A 22,820-nucleotide genomic window follows, 5' to 3' on the forward strand; every position below is an offset into this window, starting at 1 on the left:
GCTATGGGTAAAAGAGGTGCGACCCGTGGCGAATTTAATTCGCCGACGGAAAGCGCACCTTTGGTTAAAACTTTATGATTAAGGCTCCACTCTTCTAAGGTTTCGTCTCCGGCACACCGAAACCTAGCTCAAAGACCAACTACGCTTGGGGAGAGGAGACCTCTATTTTTCCTGGCTCCGGCAAGGGATAACAAGTCACCTCGTTGAAACAAGAATCCCCGTCCTTCCAGGGCGGGGAGTGTCAAACAATTAACAATATGCTTCAAACCTATTCATGATTGTTGGGAGAGGCGTTTGACTGGTTCACCCCCTAATAAGTTATGGGCATCTTCCAGAAAAGCTGGTATTTGATCAGCATGAGGACTGTTACGCAAACATTGGCTCAGGTCTAATTCTCTGAGCCGATTGGCTGGGGCACCAGGAAACCAGTGACCCCCATTAGTTAAGAGGTTGTAGCGCATTTTCGCATACTCTACGAGATCGTAAGCGATCGCTAAATTCCTCAACCACAAAATCACTGGAATATTTATACCCCCTGGAGTTTCTGAATGGGTGGGTAAACCAATGTGCCAACTTCGGAACCAGTCTTCTCCCAATTTTGCGATCGCTTCTGACTCCAAACGCTCTAAAATCGGCGGTAATATTTCCTCTGAGCGCTCCAGAAGTTCTACAGCTTTAAGGTGTTCATCAAAATCTGATGGTCGAGATGCCCCTAGACTCAACGTATGCACCTGGGGATGGCTCAAACAAAACAAATCATTAAACACCATTGGGCTAAGGGGAGCACAAAGTTCCACTAACCGTTGTGGTGGTTTATAGAGCATACCCCCTTTATCGGAAGGGCTAATGATGAACACCCCCATATCGTGACGAGTAGCGGCTTCAATGGCAGGCCAATTTAACTGATTAATGTAATACCAGTGCAAGTTAACGTAGTCAAACTGGTCCGTTTCAATGGTTTTAACAATCACATCTGTAGGACCATGAGTCGAGAATCCAATAAACCGTACCTTCCCCTCTGCTTTAAGCTGTCGCGCTACATCTAAATAACCACCAGGACGGATAGTATCATCTAGCAACTCAGGGGTATTAATCCCATGGATTCCCAGTAGGTCAACATAGTCAAGTTGTAATAAAGCTAGGGATTGATTAAACTTACGACGAAATTCTTTGGGGTCAGGCTTAGGATTAACTTTAGTCTGAACAATCAGTTGTTCTCGGGGAAATTTTGGCAAAATCTCTCCTAATTGCATTTCAGAAGTACCGTAGCCACGAGCAGTTTCTATGTGATGAATGCCAAGCTCTAGAGAACGGCGGATTGTTGCTTCCAAATTCTGTTGATGATCTTGGGGAATTTGCTCCTTGGGAACATCCTGCCACTTGAACTGGTATCGCATACCACCACAGGAAAAGACTGGCATCTGTAATTCTGTACGCCCAAATCTTCGATATTGCATCATAAACCTGCTTTGAATCACACAGCTGCTAGTGTCTGCTCTTTGAGCATCTAACTATTTTTAGATTACTTTACAACGTCAGCATTCAGCCGTTAGCATTCAGCCGTCAGTATTCAGCCGTCAGCTTCAGCCGTCAGCATAGTGTAGCTTACCCATAGCCCATAAGCAGATCAAGTAGTGTGCGCTACTTGATCTGCTACTTGATCTGCTATCAGGTATCAGCCAAAGGCTGTGGCCAAGCTATGGGAATAGTTTATCCCCGTAGTGCATGCTACACCGAACAGCTTTTGAATAAAATAAACTGACAGCTGACAGCTGACGGCACCTCAAATAGCATCTCAAGTAGCGCATATGCTTACCAGGCTCCAATGTTTTGGCATAAAAAAATCTAGCGTTTACCAAGCTAATCAGGTACAATGAGGATAGCTCAGATAATTCTCCTAAAAAACCATGAAAGCCTACTCTGTTGACCTTAGACAAAAAATTATTGATGCTTATAATCAAGGCAATATCTCTCAACGTAAGCTTGCTCAACAGTTTAATGTTGCCTTAAGCTTTGTTCAAAAATTACTCAAACAGTATCGAGAAACCGGAAATATTGCTCCCAAAGTTAGAACTAAACAAACTCCGATAAAACTTACCCCAGAGCAATTAAATATTCTCCGAGATCTTGTCATCAAAAACCAGGATGCTACGTTAGATGAACTCCGGATTTGGTTAGCCGAAGAAACGGGAGTTTTAATTGGTCGTTCCACAGTCGATCGAATGATTAAACGTTTGAATTTAACCCGTAAAAAAAACATTATACGCCACAAAAATAGGCACAAATAAATTCAAAAATAATCTTTATATTTCCTGGATAATGGATACTAGTGCAATGGGGAATCGTGGTCATATTACTGATTCCCCATTACCTCATGCCAATCACCAAAATTTAGGGACTATTTGATAAGTGATTAACCAGACTTAATCTCAAATCTCTTTAGCTGCCTGCTGAATCAGATGACGAGCAACAGTTTGAATCCCAGTATGCTCATAACAATTGGTGCTAGCGTCTAGAAATGCCGCTACATAGTCTAACTTGTCATCAGCAACTTCTATAAAGCCACCCAGACGGTCAAACAGTGACTCAGGGCTTAACCCAGTAGAGGAAATTAAATTATCCATCCAGTCACCAACTGCATCAAACGTGTTACTGATAAATCCCTGTTTATCGGATTCAGGAATTGAGTCACTGATAGCTGCAAAGGCAGGATTGTCTCCTAGAGCGGACTCCCCTCCTTCATCCAGACTATTTCGTACTTTAGACATGAAGTCAGCACCGAGAGGAATTAGACCATCGATGCAAACTAAGGCTACCATCCGCATCAGAGCTTCCTTATGATAGTTTTCTGCCACAGAAGCAGCAAAATCTACCGGATTAAAACCAAGGCCGTGAATCTTGCTATGAGCGATCAGTTCTCCGACTAGTTTTATGCTCAAGTCAACAGATTGAACGGTGTCAGCTTTGGGAGTCAGTCTGTCTAAGAATGGAATCCAGCTGAAGGTATCCCCAACTTTGTCAGCTAAAGCCGCTGCTGCGATCGCTGTGTCAGTCTTGTCAAGAGTTTGGTAAATCCAGATAGCTGTTTGGTATCCCTGATCAGGGTCTTCGTACAGCTCAAGGGCGCGTACGCGAATTGACTCAATCACATCTGGATCTGTTTCCCCTGTAACTGAGCTAATTGTATTGTCAAAACCGACGAGATTTTCCCATTCCCCCGGAACAACAAAATCCAGTACATTCAGGATTTTTACGGTTATATTATCCGTTGGAAGTTCGTCAACTAATTCAATAATTGATTGACCCATTTTCAGTTGTTTTAACTATAAACTTCTCTCAGGAAAACATACACCATTGTAAATGTCAATTGTGAATAAAGTATGAAAACAATCCTAATCTAATCGGCATTGCTTAGGGAGCATACTGAGCCAAACTAATTAACGTCAAAGTCTACAGGTGCGACCCGTGGCGAATTTAATTCGCCAACGGAAAGCGCACCTCAGGAAATTCAGGAGAACTTGGTTCAGCTTCTAGCAGTGCGGCAACTCCATCCCCCTTGAGCTGATTACCAATTACTAATAGCTTTTTGCCAGTAACATTGTAAATGTCATAACGTTCATTGCCTTCAAAAAGGTTATTTCCAGGAGTACTAGCAGTGCCTAAATCTGGCTGAGATTGGCTAATCGCTACCAAGCCATCCCGACTATTGTTGATAATTTGGTTCTCGCGCAGCACAGGACGTGCAGACCCTTCAATCACCACCCCGTCAATGTTGTCACGAATCTGATTATTTACTACCAAGGGTGAACTGTTGCCCCCTATCGCCAAACCATGACCGGTTTGCTCAATAATATTGCCCCGGATTTCTCCTGTTGCTTCCCGAGTTACAGATATACCGTTTCCTTGGTTATTGGCAAAACGATTATTTTCAATCAGAGGGTTTCCTTTACCACTAACAAACACTCCTTCCCGATGGCTATTGATAAAGGTATTGTTGCGAATGATGGGATTGGTGGATTCTACCCACACACCACTCCCTCTGGTATTAGGATTAGTAATAGTTAGTCCCAGAATCTGAGCATCTTGAGCTGCCAATATCGTTACATTCTGACCTGCCCACGTGCGACTGAGGTAAAGACCGCCACCAATTATAACTACTCCTTCACCTCTAGGGGACTTGTTTCCCTGGAGAATCATGCCAGGTTTGAGTTTAAGGGGAAAGGTTTCTCCCTGTTCAACGGTGTACTGACCTGGCGCTAGCTGGATAGTAGCTAAGGGACGAGCTTGCTTTAAGGCATAGGTAATGGTTTTGAAGGGATTAGCAGTGGTTAGACCAGCGTTTTCCGTGTCCGTACCCTGTTGAGAATCCACGTAAAAAACTTGCTTGATCCCTGGTGGCGACTGCCTAGGTTTCGGTCTCGGGAAGGTACGAGTAGGAAAATTGTCTGGTGTTGGTCTACTTATCCGGTCAGATGAATCCCATTGTTCACAGCCTGTTACCGCTAAAGCAATAATTAATCCAGCAGCAACTAATACAAAGTTACGGGACTCAGTTAGCTTAGAAACTTTGTATTGCAGCATTGTCAAGGTCAGTACTCAACTGGATGGAATTAAAATTTTCTTCAAGTATTATTAACTATTATTCTAGTACTATTCTATTGGAGATTTTGTCCCTTTTTGAGTATAGACGTTCCTTGACACTCCCATCACGCTCATCAAAGATTATAGTGTTCGCGTAGCGGCTCCAAAGGAGCTGGGATTCTTAAGAGTAGAAAACCCTTAACGGCTGAGCCAAACAGCCTCTACACCCTCCGACTCAAAAAATCATTGGGCTTACTTTTTCAAGATTACAGTTGGTTTACCCTTTTAGCAGCGATGCAGCGCGGTCTTGGGGAGGCAGCGCGGTCTTGGGGGTCTCCCCCATGACCGCGCTGCCGTGGTTTCCCCCGGAGACGAAACCTGATTACGTTGAGCCTTTATGGTTGGTAGGTTATGCAAAAAAGGGTTAAAACTTATTGATTAAGGCGAGCCTGTCTTACGGTAACTATCGCCAAAGGCGACGCTTGGCCGTAGGCCACGCCAAAGGCGAACGCGAACAAACCACTCGCTATTGCATCAAGACAGAGGCTTTTCAGCTTGCGAATAAACCGGCACTTTTTACGGTGCGATCATACATTTATCTTAGCAAAAACTTTAAGGAAACCCAAGAGATCCAGTCCCCAATTCCCCTCCCGCTAACCCTGCGGGTATAACGGGAGTCCCCTTGGGGTAGATTGATGGAACGTCTATACTGATCTATACTGATCACTGATCATTTAGGGTGAGCAGTTACCACTACCCTAGTCAATTTCTTCAGCGGCACGAAGAATTAAATGACGCGCAACGGTTTGAATGCCAGTATGCTCATAGTAGTTAGTGCTAGCGTCTAGAAATGCCGCCACATAGTCTAACTTGTCATCGGCAATTTCTACAAAGCCCCCCAAACTATCGGACAGTGAATCACGGCTTAATCCAACAGAGGAAACTAAATTATCCATCCAGCCACCAACTGCATCAAAGGTTTGAGTAATGAATCCCTGTTTATCGCCATCTGGGATTGAGTCACTGATGGCTTCAAACTCATCATTGTTGGCAAAGGCTGATTGATCTCCTTCTTCAAGGGTATTTCCTACTTTAGACACAAAGTCTGCACCAAGAGGAATTACCCCATCAATGCAAACTAAAGCTACCATCCGCATCAGAGCAGCTTGATCATAGTTTTCCCGGATAGAACTGGCAAACTCAAAGGGATTCAAGCCAACCTTGTGAATTTTGCTATGGGCAAGTAATTCCCCCACTAATTTCAGACCCAAGTCAACCCCTTGAAGCTTGTCAGCTTTAGGAGTCAGTTTCTCTAAAAACGGGATCCACCTAAAGGTATCCCCGACTTTGTCAGCTAAAGCGGCTGCTGCGATCGCTTTGTCAGTTCTGTCAAACTTTTGATAAATTCCAACGGCTTTTTGGTATCCCTCATTGGGGTCTTCGTAGATGGCGAGGGCGCGATCGCGAATTTTCGTAATCACCTCGTAATCCTCTTCCCCAGTTAGCTTGCGAATGGTGTGGTTAAACCCCACGAGGTTTTCCCACTCCCCTGGGATCACAAAATCCAGTGCGTTCAGTATTTTTACGGTTAGGCTATCTGTTGACAGTTCATCAACTAACTCAATTATTGATTTACTCATAAAAAAACAAGTTTGAAGTTTGGAAACCCCGTTTATGGGGGGCCGGGTCGGAAAAACGAACGTCAAGTGCGGTTTTCACCCTGCTACCTAGCCTCGGAGGCTTGAAGCCCCGTCTAGGCAACAGGGGGGTGCTGACCTTAATATTTTCTCTAGATAGTTTCTCTAGATAGTTTTCGGTTAGTTTAACCTACACCATCATAACTATAACAATCGGATTTGAGTTGTGAAACTCTCCAAGACCGGAAGTGGAGCAACAGACCACAAGTCGAGGTATAGGGGCAATAATTTCACCATTGGTTCTTTGACCCCAAATCAATTGGGAGTGCGCTAAGCGTGGGATCTATTTAACTCATCGCTATCGAAAAATTATTGACACTCCCCGGTCGCGCATACGCGGGGATTCTTCGTTCAACGACCCATCTTGCTCAACCAAACCGGAGTCAGGAAAAGTAGAGGACAGATCTCCGGAAGAGTTCGGATCAATGATCCAGGTTCCGGTGTGCCCCACCGTACCTAAGGCTCTTTCAAGAATATTGATTGCAGCGTTGTGGTCGCGGTCTAATTGACAACCACATTTGCAGGCATGAGTCCTAGTTGATAGAGACTTTTTCACTACCTCGCCACATTGAGAGCAATTCTGGCTAGTATAGGCAGGATTTACTGCTACAGTCACCCTGCCAAACTTCTGACCAAAATGTTCTAGCCATTTTCTGAATTGATACCAACCTGCATCATTAATAGACTTGGCTAGACAGTGATTTTTAACCAAATTCCTGACTCTCAAATCTTCGTAAGCGACCAAATCGTTAGATTGGACTACGCAACGCGCCAGTCTCTTGGCGTGTTCTTGACGTTGCCTACTTATTTTGAGGTGTGCCCTACCTAGTCTATTAATTGCTTTCTTACGGTTAGCTGAGCCTTTCTTTTTGCGAGATACTCGACGTTGATAAAATTTAAGGTTTTTCTCCCCTTTTCTGTAGAATCGAGGATTAGGTTCGGCATAGCTATTAGAGTCGGTATAGAACTCTTTTAGCCCCACGTCCAAGCCAACAGTATTGCCAGTAGGTCTTAAAGTTTCCGTACAATCAACGGAAACACCAAACTGAACATAATAGCCGTCAGCTCTTTTTACTATCCGAACCCGCTTGATCTGTTTTTTTTCAAAACGCCACAAGTCCCATGTACCCTTTAATCTAAGCCTTCCTATCCCTTTTTTGTCGGTGAATGTAATAGACTTTTTGTCTGGAGATATTTTCCAACCAGATTGCTTATATTCAACAGAACGGCAATGCTTTTGGAATTTGGGAAAGCCTTTTTTGCCAGGTACCTTTTTCTTGCAGTTATCAAAGAAACGAGCAATCGATGACCATGCCCTTTCAGCCGCAGCTTGACGAGCAGTCGAGTTCAGTTCATTGGCAAATGAAAAATTCTTGGCCAAGGTCTTACAATATTTGTTTAAATCATATTTATTTAGACCTTGATTGTCCATCCACAGACGAAGACAGCTATTTCGCACAAACTTGACAGTCCTAATCGCCTCATCAATGGATTGATACTGTCCTTTTTTTCCGTATGCCTTAAACTCAAGTATGATCATCAGAACTCGACCTCTTCTGCTATATTATTATGCTAGCAGACTTAGAACAAAACGACAAGTGGCATTGTTAAGCTGTTCAGCATTTAGATTGGGATACCTAAATCTCTCAAAGGGAACAGCGGATCTGGGAACAGCGGATCTGGGAAAAACCAATTTAAATACGCATCAGCTTACACTTTCTGTAGTGATACAAGATGAAATTCTCCCACTCCTAGAAGGCGCGTCAAGCCGCTATAAGCTTTCATCCCCGCTCGCTTTGTGACGGGGTTTTCAGCTGTTATAATCTTATAATTATGAAGAGCTAAGGGCTCAAGTCTCTAGGTCTCGGGTTTAACCTATTCCCGGAGAGGATGTCAAGGCTGTACGATTACCGGTGTTCCTATAGCCACCTTTTCAAATAAATCTCGGACATCTTTATTGAGCATTCGGATGCAACCGTGAGAAACAGCTTGTCCGACGAGTTCCTCAGCAGTTGTTCCATGAAATCCAATATAATTCTTCCCATTAGTCCAAAAACCAATCCAGCGATCGCCAAGGGGATTATTCGGCCCTGGAGGAATTACTTCACCTGTCCAGGGATGCTCCCAAGCTGGATCCTGAAGCTTTTGGATCACTTCAAAATTGCCTGTTGGTGTTTCCCAACCCGCTTTACCAATGGCAATTGGGTAACTGTTTAGCACTTGAGCCGCTTGATAGACATAAACACGACGTTCACTCAATTTAATCACCAAACGAGTAATTTGAGTAGCCTCTGCTGGGATGTCTTCTTCTAGAGGAAGATATATATCCGGGTCTCCAAGGGGTGGCAATTTTGGGACTTCAATTCCAGGCAATTGATTTTGATGTAAAACCTCTTTGGTAGTAGCGTCAGGACTACTGGTTTTTTCAGAGGCAGCTACCTGCTGTTGCCCATCAAGTATTGGAATTACTATACTCAAGCAGAGTAGCATTAAGCTCCGAGATAGCAATTTACCTCTCACCATTCCTAATGATTTTTTATTTATAACAACTTTATAACATCACTTTAATAGACTTGAAAAGCCACATTACCAAAAACCTTAACACCCAGGTTAGAATTGTTGTTTTTATAAAAAATTAGTAAATTTCCTGATAAATATTCCGGAAAAAATCTATGATTTCCGTAGATTTTACAGTAGATTAGTTAATTTTAAATCCTTCGATTAACATAAATATAAGTTAAGTTGATGATGAAAATTAAAAACTTGAATGTCTGGACAGGGACTACCTTGTCACTGCTGCTGTGTACCCTTGCTATGGCTCCCGCTAAGGCTAATCCAATGGGTGAACAAGCCCAAAACCGGATCCTCAAACAAGATAGGGGGCAAGAGCTTAACAAAGGTACTATCAAGAGTATCGTTGGCAATATGGTAAAGGTTAAGCTTGACAACGGTGAGAGCCAAACTGTTTGGCTACCGACTTCCAAGCTCAGGCAATGGCATTTGATAGAAGGTAAGCAAGTCTTGATGGCTGGGAATCGTATCGTTAATGTTGTTAGTTCAATTGCTTTGGCGAGTTCAGACACTAGGAGGGTTACCAGTAGTGTTAGCGAGGTGTTAGAGTCTCTCCAACAGAGGCGTATCGAACGGATGAACCGTATTCGGAGAACTGTCATTTCCACTCCTGTACAGCCAACAGTGACAACTCCTCCTCGAACCCCAATTGGGATACCTGTCAGAGCACTTTGGTAATGGTTCATGCTTGACAAGGCTTTGTCATAGTAATGAGGTACACAGGATTTTTTTCTTTGTTTCCTACTCCCTGCTCGGAAGCTCCCTATTCCCTGTTTCCTATAACCAATAAGGTAGCCCAATTGAAAATGGCTATCCTACTATTCCCATAAAAAATATTGCCCGGAGTTTTAACTCCGGGCTAATCAATAAAGTTGATTAAAATGGCCTAATCATTACCTGAACGGGTTACCGATAATTCTATTTTGGAGCTACAATATATGGAGAGGAAACCCCTTGAGCCTTATCTGATTTGACCAAAGCCTGATAAAGCATAGAGACCATTTCAGCATGAGTAGCAGGTTCATTGGGTCTGAGCAAGGTTTTGTCACTGTAGTTAACAACTATACCCGCTTCTGTTGCTGCTGCTACTTTATCAATCGCCCACTCAGGAATCTGATTCTTATCTCGGTAAATCTGTAAGGTTTTGGCTGGATTCGATGAAGGTTGAAGATCAAGACCGCTAATCAGGCTAACCAAAACCTGTACACGAGGAACCTTTTGCTCAGGACGGAACTTCTCTCCGGGATATCCTGACATGAAGCCGGTTTCGGTAGCTTCATCAATGGCTTTAGAGGCTGATTTATCAGTAGGTTTATCCTTATAATTTACTCGTTGTCGCTTCTTCTGCTCTTGAAACACTTTTTGAATTTGAGCAGCCAACTCTCCCCTTGTCACGGGTCTGTTCGGTTGAAATTTCTGATCAGGTAAGTTAATTAATAGCTTGTCCTGGGCTAGAGGTATCATGAAAGGACTTGCCCAATGATTATTAGGAATCTCTGCTGGTTGAATGGAGCGGAAATCGCTAACATCTATAGGGATAGTTTGTGATGAGGATTCGGCTTTGTCAGGACCTGTGCTACCGTCAGTAGTGCCATCTGATCCGGCTTTGTCAGAACCTGTGCTACCGTCAGTAGTGCTATCGCCTCGGGCTTTGCCCTTAGCCATGGTGCGGTCGGGATATCCTGTCGATGAGTACCCCGATGAGAATAGCCCCAGGAATTGATTAGTTTCTGAGTCCTCTGGTGAGTTATCTTGTTGAGCTGACCCAAGCATTAAACCGGTAGCTGGATCAGGTGAATATCCCCTAAACAAAGAACGATTTCTTGATTTGGACCATGAGGAACGCGCAGATGATGACTTACCCCCACCCGTGATTGATTTAAGGCTTGGGAATATTGATGATTCCCCCGTTGACTTAGATGATGCTATGGGAGAATCAACGGATTTTAAGCTAAATTTTCCCCGGTTGCCCCTCGTTCCCCAAAACAGAATTAGACCAATAGTAGCGAAGGCTACGATAATTGCCAGTAATTCATCAAGGTCTAGAATTGGTTTACGACTTGGCTGAGGAGCTGTTGGGGGTGATGTCCGCTCGGACGGTGATTGATTTGTCATAGAGATGGCTGAGATACATATCTTTTGACTGTTCCGGTTTTAAAGCCTAGGGATTGCTTTAAGTTACCTAGATTAAACCATAGCTATGTTTTTCACAAAAGATTCAAATTTTCCAACCCCAGGTTAATCTTACTCCCCAAAATACTAGTAAACTTGCCAGTGCTAACCAATCACACCAGCGTAAGCGCAGTTGATGCCACTCCACTTGATGTTCATTGGGACTAGTAAAGCCTCTGACAGTCATGGCACTAGCAATTTGCTCAGCCCGTAACAGCAGATTTTCCAGAAGCTTTTCCGCAACCATTAACCAAACTTGTAGGCTTCGGCTCAGACCGAGTTTTTTCCAGTTGATAGCACGAGTGCGTATGGAACGACCTAAATTCTGTACTTCTTCGAGCACTAGGGGGATAAAGCGCAAGGAAAGGGTTAAGGTCAGCAGAATTTCGGTAACTGGAACATTCAAACGCCGTAAGGGTTTGATTAAGCTTTCTAAACCTGCGGTAATTTCTTCTGGTGCTGTGGTAAGCAGGAAGAGACTTGAACTGTAAACTAGGATAAATAGAGTTGTGCTGATGCGGATCGCTAAATCTATTGAGCGACGAGTAATAGTAACACTAATCATAGTAAAGGCTTTACCACTCCAGATCACATAACGGTAGTCACTAGGTTGAGGTAGGGTGAGTTCTTCAGGTAGTCTGACTTGATGGTCAATGGCCATACCATCTGGAGCGATCGCAGTGATCAGGAAGACAAAACATGCCAGCATCAACAACCAACCCATTTGCTGACGCCACACCCGCCAGGGAATCCTAGCAGATAAGGTGATTAAAATCAGTAACGAGGATAACCCGATCCTAGAGTAGGGATTTGCCAACAGGGGTGCGATCAGAAAACTGGTCAACCAAAACATCTTGACCCTGGAGTCGAGGTGATGCATCCAGGTTACTGGTTGTTCCAAATACAGTCCGATGGGAAGCGATCGCAATAAGTCCATGTTAGTGCTGAGTGCTGAGTGGGGCAGTGGTCGAGGGGGTTAGTTGTCACACACGGGTAGCTCGATTCAGGTTGATTTGAGCTTCTTCTCCATCACGGACTTTTTTACCTCGCCACAGTAAGCGTAGTGGTGTACCGGTGAAATCTAATTGTTGGCGGAACTGACGCTCTATGTAGCGACGGTAGTTTTCTTTGAAGCGTTTGGGGTCGTTAACAAACAGGGCAATAGTGGGGGGTTTAGTTCTTACCTGGGTGCCGTAGTAGATTTTGCCCTGACGCCCTTGGCGATTGGTGGGAGGAGTGTACCAGCTAACGGCTTCTTGTAGGACTTCATTAATTACAGAGGTAGAGACACGACGTCCATGTTGATTGGCAGCGGTGTCAACTAAATCCAAAATTGTTTCGACTCGCTTGCCTGTCATGGCACTAACAAATATGATTTCAGCCCACTCGATAAAACTCAGTCGGTCTTTTACCTGTTTTTGGTAGTCATAGATAGTGTAGGAATCTTTTTCTATGGCATCCCACTTATTGACTACAATTACCGCAGCACGCCCTTCATCCGCAATACGTCCTGCCAGTTTTTGGTCTTGCTCTGTCACGCCATCTATAGCATCAATCACCAGTAGCACTACATCTGAGCGGCGAATGGCTTTGAAGGCACGATTAATACCAAAAAATTCTGGTCCGTAAGTAACGTTTTTCTTTTTGCGAATGCCAGCAGTGTCAATCAAGCGATAGGTTTGGGCTTCAGTACCCTTTTCTGGATCTGCTGACCGTTGTACTACCATATCAATGGCATCACGAGTAGTGCCAGAAATTGGACTGACGATGGAGCGATTTTCCCCAGTGAGGGTGTTCAATAAGCTCGACTTTCCCACATTGGGGCGTCCGACAATAGCGACTTTAATCTCTGGGATTTCTGGGATATTGTCTACATTCGGCAGGTAGGTAACCAGCTTTTCTAGTAATTCTCCTGTACCATTGCCATGAATTGCTGAGACCGGGAAGGGTTCTCCTAAATTCAGTTCCCAAAACTGGGAGGCTAGAATAATTCCTTGCTGGGGAGATTCACATTTATTGACAGCTAGCACAACTGGGGTATTTTGTATACGTAACCATTGTGCGATCGCTTCATCTCCAGCTGTGGGTCCGGCTTGACCATCCACCACCAACACTGCTGCACTAGCTTCAGCCAAAGCTGCCATTGCCTGTTCTCGAATCAAGGGCAAGAACTCGGTATTGTCATCAAAGACTAAGCCGCCAGTATCGACAACCAGGTAGTCTCGGTCTTGCCAGAAAGCAGCGCGATAAGTGCGATCGCGGGTTACTCCTGGTTGGTTGTGGACAATAGCATCGGTCACCCCGGCCAAACGATTGACTAGGGTTGATTTCCCCACATTCGGGCGTCCGATAACTGCAACAATTGGCAGGGCCATAAACTGGATGTCCTCAAAGGAGGAGTGTGAATGCTTTAGTCTTACATTTTATCGCAGTAAGCATTCGCAGGCTCTCAGCCCTCCGCCCTCAGCCCTCAGTCTTGGCCTTTGGGCCACGCTACGGGAATGGCTCAAGCTACGCCCACGCTACGGGAATAGCTGATCGCTGATGGCTGATGGCTGATGGCTGATGGCTGATGGCTGATGGCTGATGGCTGATTGCTGATTGCTGATAACTTACTCAGCACTTGGATCATAATAGTCATGACTCAAGCAAGGTACAGGCACAATTTCCCCTTCGACGTCCCCTAAGAGAACTTTTAACCCTGCACCACCAGCCTTAGTGCGGATATAAGCTAAACCAAACACTCCCTGGTCAGTTTCCGTCAAGCTGGTCAGCTTGCCCACTTTTTCTCCATCTACGGTAATGACACTTCCTAGGTCAGTAGGAGCACTTAAGCGGATACCCCATAGTCGTTGCTTCACTCCTTTGTAGGTATTCAAGCGCGCAATGGTTTCTTGACCAATGTAACAGCCTTTGCTAAAGGAAATGCTTTGCCATAAACCAGCTTCGAGAGGATTGTAATCTTCGGTCAGTTCATGACCTGGCGCAGGGCGTCCCTGTTGGATACGCAACTGTTCCCAAACGCGATCGCCTATGGGGATTGCTCCTGCTGTGGTTAAGGTCTGCCAAACTTGGGCAGCATTCTCGGCAGGGCAAATTACAGTATATCCAGGCATTGCCAAGCAACTCCCGACAGCGATGCGGACTTGATTATCCCCGAGCATCAGTTGCTGGTGACTAGCATCTTCTCCTGATATCTCGACACCCAAGCCTGTTAAGAGGGCATCACTAACCGGTCCAATCAAGGATAAAACAGCATGGTGATCCGATACATCCTGTAATGCCACTTGATCCATGGGAAAGATATAACGATCCAGCCACTCCATGATCTGCTGGCGGCAATTTGGAGAAACTAGTAATAGCACTGAATCTGCTAAGATATAGGCAGTAGCTAAGTCAATAGTCCGAGCTGTAGATGTGACAAAAACCGTCTCACAGCCTTGGCCTGGCCTTCGTGTTTGGAAGTCATTGGTGCTTTGATTGTGTAGATAGCGTAGTCGGTCATCACCAGATACTTTGATCAACCCCCAATGGCAACAATCAACTAAGGCAACTCCCTGACGGGCTGCTTCAATCCCTGCTGCATCATTGCCAAAGCTTACGGGAATCATCCGTGAAGCCACCGACTCAAACTTTGCCCCAGCCAGGCGCTGGGCATCTAGCAATTGGTCATTTGTCATTGGTATCTACCAGTGGCAATCCTGCCACAACTTCTTCTACTAGCTGTTTGGCTTTTGCATCTAGACACTGCCAATCCACCTCACCAGCCTGATCAATCAGCATCGGGTCAATTTCTACTGGCTGAGTGTCTAATTCAGACTGGGTGGGCTTATAGTCACGAAAACAGACTTGGAAACACAAATCCCATAAATTAATGGCTACTGAAGTATCTTGATGTGCCAAACACATCTCATAGCCCGGTATGGGTGTAGTAACGTTTTGATAGGTGACTTTCCAGTTTGTTGGCTCCAACTGTCGCCCAATTTGGTCTATTATACGAATAAACGTAGGTTGCATCAGCAGTTGAGCTTGTTCCCATGCCAGCGTATCCTTAAATAGGGGTTTCATTAATCCACTCCCACACAGCCCTTGAAGGGTGTTATTTTACCAGACATTAACTAAAACAGCAATATTCACCGGCTATCCGTCGCTCTTAATACTATACCGATATCTGCTCTATCCTAATAACCAGTGGACTATCATCTTTGAAAAATTCCTCTTCCGGTAGAGTATTCTAAGTTGAGCCAGATAATCGTAAGCATTCAGCGGTCAGCGGTCAGCTATCAGCGGTCAGCGGTCAGCGGTCAGCGGTCAGCGGTCAGCGGTCAGCGGTCAGCGGTCAGCGGTCAGCGGTCAGCGGTCAGCGGTCAGCGGTCAGCGGTCAGCGGTCAGCGGTCAGCGGTCAGCGGTCAGCCTAATGCAGATAGCTGATAGCTGATAGCCTAATGCTGATAGCCTTTAGCCTAATGCTGATAGCTGATAGCCTTTAGCCTAATGCTGATAGCTGATAGCCTTTAGCCTAATGCTGATAGCTGATAGCTGATAGCTGATAGCCTAATGCTGATAGCTGATAGCCTTTAGCCTAATGCTGATAGCTGATAGCTGATAGCTGATAGCTGATAGCATACATATAATCAGAAGATAAATTGTCACAGTCCTGGTCAATAATACCGATCAGCGTATGTTAAACATGAGACAGTTAGCAACCCGCCCCCTTGGTGCGGAGTTTTAAACTTCCTTTTTGTGAAATCTTAGGCACATCAATCCTATGTTAGGCAAGTTACTGGACGGGCGTTACCAAGTGACTCAAGTCCTCGGTTCCGGGGGATTTGGCAAAACCTATTTAGCCAAGGACACGAAGCGTCCAGGTAACCCAAGCTGTGTTGTTAAGCAACTTCAGCCTCCCAATGGCTCTCAGACATTTTTAGAAACTGCTCGACGCCTATTTAGTAGGGAAGCTGAAACCCTTGAAAAGCTGGGAAATCATGACCAAATTCCTCGGCTTCTTGCCTACTTTGAAGAAGACCATGAGTTTTACTTGGTGCAACAGTTCATCGAAGGGCATCTCTTGAGCCAAGAGTTGTCCCCTGGTCACCGATGGCAGGAAAAACAGGTGATTGCGCTATTGCAGGAAGTCTTAGGTATTTTGGAATTTGTCCACCGTCACGGTGTGATTCATCGCGATATTAAGCCCGATAACCTGATCCGACGCACGGCAGATCAAAAGTTAGTCTTGGTGGACTTTGGTGCAGTTAAGCAAGTTCAAACTGATTTGGTTAGTGCCTATAGACAAACTCACCATACTGTGGTAGTAGGCACTCCAGGCTATATGTCCAGTGAGCAGGCTTTGGGTCAGCCCTGTCCTAGCAGTGATATTTATGCCCTAGGGATTATTGGGATTCAGGCATTAACTGGAATGTTACCAGATCAGTTTCAGGAAGACCTCAAAACTGGTGAAGTTAACTGGCAATCCCTGGTGTCAGTGAGTTTAGGATTGGCGAATGTCCTTACTAAAATGGTTCGCTACCAAGTCAAAGACCGTTACCAGTCGGCATCGCAGGTTTTACGAGACTTACAGAAACTGACTAGTAATTCAAAACCGTACTCCATCAATTCCCCGACCTACTACTCAATTCACAATATCCCCACAGTTGAAGAAAACTTCCCACCGGAGCAATTATCAAAGCCGTTCTCAGAGCAAAAAACTTGGGATGCAAATGCCGATAGAGGTTCTACTCCAAATAAACCAGCACCAACTCCCTTGCCTCCAACTAAGGCGGATAGATCGGATAATTTGTCTCTGATCATTGGCACTGGCATTGCCTTAGTTACTTCCTCGATAGCTGGTATGATCTACTCGATGCGTTCTAGCTCTTGGTCACCACCTAAAATAGTAAAACCAATTGCTCCTAGGAGTACACCCAATCACCGTTCAGATCCGGTGGTATATGAGCCACCAGCCCCAGCTGCCCCAGGTAATTGCCAGGTGACAGGTAATCCGTTCGCGAATGTGCGCTCCGAGCCTAACGGGTCAAAAGTTGGTCAGCTGAATCAGGGAACCAGTCTAGTTCTAACTGGTAGTGGACAACCTGGCTGGGTAGAAATTAGTTCACCGGTTACCGGGTGGGTGTTTACAAATTTGACTGACTGCGCACCAACGGTTGATCCAGTGGTGGCAACTGCTCCCAAGAGAAATGTTCCTAAGAGAAACGTTCCTAAGCAAAAAGTTTACCCAAAACCAAAACCTGTCGTCAGGAGGGCTCCATCGCCACCACAGACCCGTCAGCCAATACCAGCACAACCGGTAGATAATGGCTCACTAATTTTGGCAAGGGCAGTGGACAAGTATCAGGCAGGAAATATCAAGGGGGCAATTGCGATCGCACAAGATGTGCTGCCTAGTAGTTCCGCTTTCAATGGTGCCCAAACCAAAATTGACCAATGGCATAATGAATGGATATCCTTTGAACGCAAATTTGATCAGATTCAACAAGCCTATGAACAGGGTCGATGGGTTGATGTGTTGAACTATGCTCAGAACAGCAATTTGCCAGCACGAGGCCATTGGCGTCAGAAGTTAAATCGAATCATGGCTCAAGCTCGGCAGCAACAAGCCGCATTAGAAGCAAAAAGAAAGCAACTGGCGGTACAGAATCAAATTGGCTCTAGAGCAAACCAGAGAATTCAAAACAATTCACAGCCTGCTTCACGACCGGTTTCTATTGCTGCACCATTGCCTAAACAGCCAGTGGTTACCAGAAATAAAACTACTGCAGCACCACCGTCTCAATCTACTAAAATCAAATATTACGTGATACTCAACGACGGCAGTGCTAGTGGTTTAGCCAAAGCCAGGAAAATTGTACCTGGAGCTTTTTTGGGTCGATTCCCACAAGGTACTCGCATTCAGATGGGAGCATTCAAAAATGAAGCCAAGGCCAATGCTTTTGCTAACCAACTACGTCAACAAGGAATGTCTGCTTCAATCTATATCCCTTAATTGTTTTGTTTAAAGTTAATTGGTTGAAGGCGTACGAGACATCATCAGCTGGGAGAGGGTATCACCCGGTTAAAGGGATGGGTAACGAGTAGTGAAATTTGTATCAACAATAACCGTGATCCAGACCCGGTTATGGAATCGAGCTGAGGAATGAAAATCGGAGGAAAACCTAGTTTTAGTAATAAATCGTAATATATTTGAGCTCCAATGGGATTTTGATCAGTAATACTATTGTATCAGGATAAAAAACCCCGCAATGGTGAAATAAACCGTGTGAAATTTTATGATCACCTAGGTACAGGGGTAAAACGAACCCGACGGGAAAAAGTTAGGAGACAAAATAACATATGGGTCATTTACGCTCTTTAGTGGTTCTACTGGTAATAGTGCTAATGCTTACGATGGGAATCGAAAGTAAAGCATGGGCTAACAATAAAGTTTTTAAATGCGATTTTGGCTACTTATCTTCTTGTGGTCCTATAGTTCTTAGTGATGATACAGTGGTAATTAAAAATCGGGAGCATGACAGAGTCAAGGTGATCATAATACCCAAAGAAAGTAGCCAAGTAGAGGTGTGGAAGGAAGCTGAAAGTTACACCCGTGTAGATGATGGAAATATTCTACACCGTGGAGAAGAAAAGGAATATTCGATCACCCCAGAGTGGCATTATGCTACGATCCGCGCAATCGGAAGTGTGGTGTTTGCAGGAATTGAATCAGAATTTGAAGAGCGGATAGGTATAGAAGCATACAAGGATATAATGAGACAATACTAAGGAAGATGATGTACGCACAGGCCGCCTACAACCATAAGAAAAGAAGGTTGATCCCTGCACTCAGTTACGGATAACTAGAAGGGTTAAAGGGGAAGAAAAAACAATAATCTATCTAATTTATGATGATGCTCATGGAGTTGTGGCAGATGATAGGAAATCCGAGCATAAGACAGATCAAAAAATGTAAGCTGTCGCCCGATGGTGAGCGCTGAATAGTGATAGTACAAAAGGCGGTACAATGAAAGGCCGAGCACACAGAAAAAGCGGATTAGGCCGGTAGGCAATAGCCATTAAATTTGGATTATGTAAATTTTCCAGCCGCAATGGTATGATACAGAACTGTTAGAGCAGCAAGGGAATCGGGGTTTTTACCCCTATTTGCGTTTATGGCCATGTGGAGGAATAAATAATGAAAGCTAATAGTCTGAAAAAATGTTTGATCATGGTGTTCGGAATCCTGTTGTTTACGATGAGTATACAAAACCAGGCATGGGCATATACTCGTAATTCAAGGTGCGATCTCCGTTATCAGTTTTGTTCACCGTTTGTTGTGCATGCTTTGGAAGAGTACCAAGTAATGAATAATTCTAACGTAAATGGAAAGGTATTGGTTTATGCGAACAATGAGGCAAGAGTGGCGCTGGTAGATCTGGATAAACTGTGGTTCGCTGTGGAGGAGACCGAAGAAAAATATATGGAGAAGGGTGAATTCTATGAAATAAAGTTAACAAGTGAATGGAAAAACCAGAAAGTGATTGTATTAGACGGAGATGTAGTAATAGGTGGTTATGTTGATGGTTATTTTGAAAAAGATAAATGGTTGACTTATGACAATTTCATAGATGCTATGCAAGATGTTGGGTATTGAAGCGCAACGAGCCACAAAAACCAAAGCCACACAACGCACTAGCGCCAGAAAATAAAACGGTTCAACACACGGGTAGCAGGGGTAAAAACACCCAGCTGTTACTGCGACCATGAAAGATCACGGAAGAGCATAAAAAGGGTGAAAATCAGCCGCAATACCTGGCTTTCGTGAACTCATCCATCAGCTCACCAAGACCCCCAACCCTTGAACCTGGGGGCCCTTGTCAATTCCATCACCCGAAGGGTTTCACTTGACTGAATTACACTCAGCCTATAAGCAGATATCCCACCTTTCACCCATCGCCACCACAGACCCGTCAGCCAATACCAGCACGCTTCGGCACGATAATGGCTCAGTAATTTTGGCAAGGGCAGTGGAAAACTATCAGGCCGGAAATATCTTGGAAATGCGATCGCCTTTGGCGTGGCCTACGGCCAATCGCACAAGAGGTGCTGCCGTAGTTCCGCTTTCAATGGTGCCCAAAGCAAAATTGACCAATGGCACCATGAATGGGTATCCTTTGAACGTAAGTTTGATAAGATTCAACAAGCGACTAGAACAGGGTCGGTGGGTTGATGTGTTGAACTATGCTCCGCAACAGCAATGTCCCAACAAGAGGCTATTGGCGTGCCGAAGTGAAAAAGAATCATCAATGAGCTCGGCAGCAACAAGCGTGCATTAGAAGCTAAAAGAAAGCAACTCGCTGTACCTCATAAAATAAGCTCTAGAGCAAACCAACGAATTCAAAACAATTCACAGCCTGCTTCACGACCGGTTTCTATTGCTGCACCATTGCCGCGCGCAGCCAGTGGTTACCAGATAACAGTAATAAGCACTGAGCGCCCGTTGGGGGTGATTTACACCAATATATTAATCTTTGTCCCACATATAGGATTCGCGCGCTCACGGTATGAATATGGACGTTTGGTTAGACCGCTAGTTTACCAATAAATTGGTGGTTCGGATCTGGGTTTGATTTTTTATGACTAAGAGGCTCGAAGGTTATAAAAATGCGAGTCCTTATGATAATATCCTATGGAAAAAGAATAAAGCCTATTGGGGGTAGTAAACGGTGATGAAAAACAGAAAAATTAACGAGCGAGAGTTAGCCACCTAATTTATTGGGTGGGTGTGGAGCGAACCGGGATTTATCCCGCAGATCGCTCAATTACTTCCCTTTCTGGTTTTCAATGTATTTTTTAACTGTTTCTGTACTGGCGTTTCCGGTGGTTGAGCAGAAATAACTAGGAGACCACAGAGTCGGGAGTTTGAGTAGCTGAGGGAATTCTTTCCTGAGGTAGTGGGAGGCGCGCCCTTTTACTCGCTTGATTATTACTGACGGGGCAAAAGTGGGATCGACTTCCAGGAACATGTGGACGTGATCTGGCATTATTTCTAGGGCGATCAACCTCCAATTATTTTCCCCGCATAAGTCAAAAATTATTTCTTGTAGTCTCATTTTCACTTTTCCCGTCAATACGGCTTTCCGACGCTTGGGACACCAGACAAAATGGTAGTTGAGTAAAGTTACTGAATGGGGGTTGGTTCTAAAAATCCCCTGATTTTTTTTGTTCATGTTTGTTGACATATATAGTATATTCAATATATACTATAGACAAGGAGGTAGCAAGAACATGTATGGATGCCAACAACATCTAATAACCACGAACACTGAAACTAGGGCAGTCATAGATTTCATCTGCTCCGAAGCCAATAAATTAACAAATTGCGGCATCTATTACTGTCGGCAAATTCTGTTTAAGACTGGGAGGTATCTAACCAACGCCGACCTAGATAAAATGCTCAAAACTAACATTCACTTTAAAGCAATGAGGTCTGCTTGTGCTCAACAAGCTCTGCATGGAGTCATTGAGTCTTTCAAATCCTACAAAGCTTTGAACAAGTTATACAAAAAAGGTCAGCTAACTAATAAACCCAGAGTCCCAAAGTACAGGAAGAAAGGAGGGATGGCTATAGTTAGTTACCCGGCTCGATGGGTTAAACTAGTTGGCGGTCAACTCAAATTCACTTTGGGGAAGCAGATCAAAGCATGGTTTGGAATTGACCACTTCCTCCTCCCTATGCCATCAAATCTTGATTTCAAGTCAATAAAAGAGTTTCGTTTTGTTCCCAGAAATAATTGCTTTTACCTAGAATTTGTCTATAAGCAGCCAGGTGTTGATCCGGTTCCGTCAACTAACAACGCTTTGGGAATCGATCCAGGGCTCAATAATTGGTTAACCTGCGTTTCAACGACCGGGAAGTCATTCATCGTTGATGGTAGAAAGGTAAAATCTCAAAACCAGTGGTACAACAAAAAGGTCGGAAAAATCAAAAAAGGCAAACCGCAGGACTACTGGGATGAGCAGTTTGCCTTCTTGACGGAAAAGCGCAACAGGCAAATGCGCGACAATATCAACAAAGTGGCCAGATTTGTCGTTAACTGGTGTCTGAGACATGGGATTGATACTGTTGTCTTTGGATGGAACAAAGGGAATAAGGACGGTATCAAGATTGGCAAGAAGAATAACCAGGAATTTGTTCAGATTCCAACAGCAAGACTCAAAGGCCGGATAGAGCAGTTGTGTGTCCAATACTGCATCAAATTCATTGAGACTGAAGAGAGCTACACCAGTAAGGCTAGCTTTCTAGATGATGATTTTCTACCTACATTTGGTGAAAAACCCGTTCGCGTAGCGTGCGCCAAAGCGCAAGGGTGGAAACAGTCAGGAAAGCGGGTTAGACGTGGTTTGTATCGGTCAGCTAACAATGAACTTATCAACGCCGATTGTAACGGCGCAGGCAATATTTTACGAAAAGTAGCGACACAGCTAGGGTTTCCCCTAGCCGAGGTCGGTAGGGCAGCTTTGAACCTGCCGCAACGGTACAAACTGGATTCACTTTCTAGATCGTATCGTGAAGCGTCACATAGCGCGGTTTTAACCCGCGAAGTGACATCAGCTTAGAATCCACGTGGTTTCAACCCGTGGAGAGTTCAAGCAAGAACACTTACGAAGTATATAGGTGTCCTAATGCTGGTGCTGATGATCTGGGCTGGTGTTATCCAGGGGGAGGCGGCCTTAGGAGCAGGAAAGCGACCCGTATGCGAATTGGGAAAAGTTGATTATTGCAAAGGATATCTAACAATCAAGCAA

General features: G+C 44.6%; 21 protein-coding genes and 2 pseudogenes. 10 read left to right on the forward strand and 13 right to left on the reverse strand.

Translation table 11 applies throughout. From position 1 onward, the window contains the following. Positions 1-272 precede the first annotated feature (272 nt). Complete coding sequence (locus tag F6K38_RS16290) at positions 273-1,457, reverse strand: aldo/keto reductase (RefSeq protein ID WP_008190635.1); 1,185 nt, start codon at positions 1,455-1,457, stop codon at positions 273-275. Positions 1,458-1,907: 450 nt separating this feature from the next. Between F6K38_RS16290 and F6K38_RS16295 the strand changes: the two genes are divergently transcribed. Further along, a complete protein-coding gene (locus tag F6K38_RS16295; protein WP_008190637.1) occupies positions 1,908-2,288 on the forward strand; it encodes a helix-turn-helix domain-containing protein in 381 nt (126 codons plus the stop codon). 141 nt (positions 2,289-2,429) lie between these two features. On the opposite strand, the gene F6K38_RS16300 is transcribed toward F6K38_RS16295, so the two are convergent. Further along, positions 2,430-3,308, reverse strand: a complete 879-nt coding sequence (locus tag F6K38_RS16300) for a hypothetical protein (protein ID WP_008190639.1) — start codon at positions 3,306-3,308, stop codon at positions 2,430-2,432. 166 nt (positions 3,309-3,474) lie between these two features. Continuing rightward, the gene (locus tag F6K38_RS16305) at positions 3,475-4,581 is read right to left on the reverse strand and encodes a DUF1565 domain-containing protein (protein ID WP_287296336.1); all 1,107 of its coding nucleotides are present in this window, start codon (positions 4,579-4,581) and stop codon (positions 3,475-3,477) included. 434 nt (positions 4,582-5,015) lie between these two features. Here F6K38_RS16305 and F6K38_RS16310 point away from each other — a divergent pair, with 434 nt between their 5' ends. Further along, positions 5,016-5,252, forward strand: a complete 237-nt coding sequence (locus F6K38_RS16310; RefSeq protein ID WP_131827104.1) for a hypothetical protein — start codon at positions 5,016-5,018, stop codon at positions 5,250-5,252. A gap of 87 nt (positions 5,253-5,339) precedes the next feature. Here the strand turns inward: F6K38_RS16310 and F6K38_RS16315 are convergent, their stop codons facing one another. The 3 genes from F6K38_RS16315 to F6K38_RS16325 all read right to left on the reverse strand — a co-directional run bounded on the left by F6K38_RS16315 (position 5,340) and on the right by F6K38_RS16325 (position 8,756). Next, a complete protein-coding gene (locus F6K38_RS16315) occupies positions 5,340-6,221 on the reverse strand; it encodes a hypothetical protein (RefSeq protein WP_008190642.1) in 882 nt (293 codons plus the stop codon). A 355-nt stretch (positions 6,222-6,576) separates the two neighbouring features. Next, on the reverse strand, positions 6,577-7,818 hold the full coding sequence (locus F6K38_RS16320) for an RNA-guided endonuclease InsQ/TnpB family protein (protein ID WP_287356933.1): 1,242 nt from the start codon (positions 7,816-7,818) through the stop codon (positions 6,577-6,579). A 353-nt stretch (positions 7,819-8,171) separates the two neighbouring features. After that, entirely contained in the window at positions 8,172-8,756 is a 585-nt protein-coding gene (locus tag F6K38_RS16325; RefSeq protein WP_287314325.1) for a L,D-transpeptidase, read from the reverse strand. Positions 8,757-9,023: 267 nt separating this feature from the next. Here F6K38_RS16325 and F6K38_RS16330 point away from each other — a divergent pair, with 267 nt between their 5' ends. After that, on the forward strand, positions 9,024-9,527 hold the full coding sequence (locus F6K38_RS16330; RefSeq protein ID WP_131827103.1) for a hypothetical protein: 504 nt from the start codon (positions 9,024-9,026) through the stop codon (positions 9,525-9,527). Positions 9,528-9,767: 240 nt separating this feature from the next. Here F6K38_RS16330 and F6K38_RS16335 read toward each other — a convergent pair whose 3' ends face one another. The 6 genes from F6K38_RS16335 to F6K38_RS16360 form a co-directional block, all read right to left on the reverse strand. Beyond that, positions 9,768-10,964 carry an S-layer homology domain-containing protein gene (locus tag F6K38_RS16335; RefSeq protein ID WP_081431887.1) on the reverse strand — a complete coding sequence of 399 codons (1,197 nt, stop codon included), beginning with the start codon at positions 10,962-10,964 and terminating at the stop codon, positions 9,768-9,770. Between the two features lie 103 nt (positions 10,965-11,067). After that, positions 11,068-11,958, reverse strand: coding sequence for an energy-coupling factor transporter transmembrane component T family protein (locus F6K38_RS16340; protein WP_008190658.1), 891 nt, complete (start codon positions 11,956-11,958; stop codon positions 11,068-11,070). A gap of 46 nt (positions 11,959-12,004) precedes the next feature. Then, complete coding sequence (der, locus tag F6K38_RS16345; protein WP_008190660.1) at positions 12,005-13,396, reverse strand: ribosome biogenesis GTPase Der; 1,392 nt, start codon at positions 13,394-13,396, stop codon at positions 12,005-12,007. 131 nt (positions 13,397-13,527) lie between these two features. Then, positions 13,528-13,662, reverse strand: coding sequence for a hypothetical protein (locus tag F6K38_RS16350; RefSeq protein WP_267872121.1), 135 nt, complete (start codon positions 13,660-13,662; stop codon positions 13,528-13,530). Further along, entirely contained in the window at positions 13,634-14,701 is a 1,068-nt protein-coding gene (gene ygfZ, locus F6K38_RS16355; RefSeq protein WP_008190662.1) for a CAF17-like 4Fe-4S cluster assembly/insertion protein YgfZ, read from the reverse strand. The genes F6K38_RS16350 and ygfZ overlap by 29 nt, the downstream gene beginning before the upstream one ends. Further along, positions 14,691-15,089, reverse strand: coding sequence for a hypothetical protein (locus F6K38_RS16360; protein WP_008190663.1), 399 nt, complete (start codon positions 15,087-15,089; stop codon positions 14,691-14,693). Before F6K38_RS16360 ends, ygfZ begins: the two co-directional genes overlap by 11 nt. Positions 15,090-15,260: 171 nt before the next feature. On the opposite strand from F6K38_RS16360, the pseudogene F6K38_RS43360 reads away from it, so the two are divergent. From F6K38_RS43360 to F6K38_RS16385, 6 genes and pseudogenes are all read left to right on the forward strand, one after another. Then, positions 15,261-15,380, forward strand: a pseudogene (locus tag F6K38_RS43360) (hypothetical protein); the annotation flags it as partial. Further along, positions 15,346-15,459 (forward strand): annotated as a pseudogene (locus tag F6K38_RS43365) (hypothetical protein); the annotation flags it as partial. The pseudogenes F6K38_RS43360 and F6K38_RS43365, both read left to right, overlap by 35 nt. A 330-nt stretch (positions 15,460-15,789) precedes the next feature. Then, positions 15,790-18,021, forward strand: a complete 2,232-nt coding sequence (locus tag F6K38_RS16370) for a protein kinase domain-containing protein (RefSeq protein WP_287356937.1) — start codon at positions 15,790-15,792, stop codon at positions 18,019-18,021. A gap of 347 nt (positions 18,022-18,368) precedes the next feature. Beyond that, positions 18,369-18,797: a hypothetical protein gene (locus tag F6K38_RS16375; RefSeq protein ID WP_287356939.1), complete on the forward strand. Its 429-nt coding sequence runs from the start codon at positions 18,369-18,371 to the stop codon at positions 18,795-18,797. Positions 18,798-19,206: 409 nt separating this feature from the next. Next, the gene (locus tag F6K38_RS16380; protein ID WP_287356941.1) at positions 19,207-19,665 is read left to right on the forward strand and encodes a hypothetical protein; all 459 of its coding nucleotides are present in this window, start codon (positions 19,207-19,209) and stop codon (positions 19,663-19,665) included. 220 nt (positions 19,666-19,885) lie between these two features. Further along, positions 19,886-20,347, forward strand: coding sequence for a hypothetical protein (locus tag F6K38_RS16385; protein ID WP_287356943.1), 462 nt, complete (start codon positions 19,886-19,888; stop codon positions 20,345-20,347). Positions 20,348-20,833: 486 nt separating this feature from the next. On the opposite strand, the gene tnpA is transcribed toward F6K38_RS16385, so the two are convergent. Next, the gene (gene tnpA / locus F6K38_RS16390; protein ID WP_287356957.1) at positions 20,834-21,241 is read right to left on the reverse strand and encodes an IS200/IS605 family transposase; all 408 of its coding nucleotides are present in this window, start codon (positions 21,239-21,241) and stop codon (positions 20,834-20,836) included. Positions 21,242-21,299: 58 nt separating this feature from the next. Here tnpA and F6K38_RS16395 point away from each other — a divergent pair, with 58 nt between their 5' ends. After that, positions 21,300-22,631 carry an RNA-guided endonuclease InsQ/TnpB family protein gene (locus F6K38_RS16395; protein ID WP_287356945.1) on the forward strand — a complete coding sequence of 444 codons (1,332 nt, stop codon included), beginning with the start codon at positions 21,300-21,302 and terminating at the stop codon, positions 22,629-22,631. The last annotated feature ends 189 nt before the right edge of the window (positions 22,632-22,820 follow it).

The organism is Moorena sp. SIO3B2 (assembly GCF_010692525.1).
Classification (GTDB): domain Bacteria; phylum Cyanobacteriota; class Cyanobacteriia; order Cyanobacteriales; family Coleofasciculaceae; genus Moorena; species Moorena producens.